The organism is Kitasatospora sp. NPDC048286 (genome assembly GCF_043201735.1).
Lineage (GTDB): Bacteria > Actinomycetota > Actinomycetes > Streptomycetales > Streptomycetaceae > Kitasatospora.
Window position 1 is genome coordinate 3,406 of record NZ_JBICZE010000040.1, and the last position, 1,504, is coordinate 4,909.

Sequence of the window (1,504 nt, forward strand, 5' to 3'; positions counted from 1 at the left end):
GGTAGTAGGTGAGCGATGGGGTGACGCAGGAAGGTAGTCCAGCCCGGGCGGTGGTTGTCCCGGGGTAAGGGTGTAGGCCGAGTGATAGGCAAATCCGTCACTCATTAAGGCTGAGACCTGATGCCGAGCCGATTGTGGTGAAGTGGATGATCCTATGCTGTCGAGAAAAGCCTCTAGCGAGTTTCATGGCGGCCCGTACCCCAAACCGACTCAGGTGGTCAGGTAGAGAATACCGAGGCGTTCGGGTGAACTATGGTTAAGGAACTCGGCAAAATGCCCCCGTAACTTCGGGAGAAGGGGGGCCATTCCTGGTGATGAGTCTTGCACTCTGAGCTGGGGGTGGCCGCAGAGACCAGCGAGAAGCGACTGTTTACTAAAAACACAGGTCCGTGCGAAGCCGTAAGGCGATGTATACGGACTGACGCCTGCCCGGTGCTGGAACGTTAAGGGGACCGGTTAGCTCTGATTCGTCGGGGCGAAGCTGAGAACTTAAGCGCCAGTAAACGGCGGTGGTAACTATAACCATCCTAAGGTAGCGAAATTCCTTGTCGGGTAAGTTCCGACCTGCACGAATGGCGTAACGACTTCTCGACTGTCTCAACCATAGGCCCGGTGAAATTGCATTACGAGTAAAGATGCTCGTTTCGCGCAGCAGGACGGAAAGACCCCGGGACCTTTACTATAGCTTGATATTGGTGTTCGGTTCGGCTTGTGTAGGATAGGTGGGAGACTGTGAAGCAGCAACGCCAGTTGTTGTGGAGTCGCCGTTGAAATACCACTCTGGTCGTGCTGGATGTCTAACCTGGGTCCGTGATCCGGATCAGGGACAGTGTCTGGTGGGTAGTTTAACTGGGGCGGTTGCCTCCTAAAGGGTAACGGAGGCGCCCAAAGGTTCCCTCAGCCTGGTTGGCAATCAGGTGTTGAGTGTAAGTGCACAAGGGAGCTTGACTGTGAGACTGACGGGTCGAGCAGGTACGAAAGTAGGGACTAGTGATCCGGCGGTGGCTTGTGGAAGCGCCGTCGCTCAACGGATAAAAGGTACCCCGGGGATAACAGGCTGATCTTCCCCAAGAGTCCATATCGACGGGATGGTTTGGCACCTCGATGTCGGCTCGTCGCATCCTGGGGCTGGAGTAGGTCCCAAGGGTTGGGCTGTTCGCCCATTAAAGCGGTACGCGAGCTGGGTTTAGAACGTCGTGAGACAGTTCGGTCCCTATCCGCTGTGCGCGTAGGAGTGTTGAGAAGGGCTGTCCCTAGTACGAGAGGACCGGGACGGACGAACCTCTGGTGTGCCAGTTGTCCTGCCAAGGGCATGGCTGGTTGGCTACGTTCGGGAGGGATAACCGCTGAAAGCATCTAAGCGGGAAGCCTGCTTCGAGATGAGCACTCCCACCTCCTTGAGAGGGTAAGGCTCCCAGTAGACGACTGGGTTGATAGGCCGGATATGGAAGCCCTGTAAGGGGTGGAGTTGACCGGTACTAATAGGCCGAGGGCTTGTCCTCAG

General features: G+C 56.4%; 1 rRNA gene (cut by a window edge). It reads left to right on the top strand.

From position 1 onward, the window contains the following. Window positions 1-1,502: ribosomal RNA gene (locus ACGF13_RS40200) — 23S ribosomal RNA — on the top strand; it begins 1,642 nt to the left of the window's first position. The last annotated feature ends 2 nt before the right edge of the window (window positions 1,503-1,504 follow it).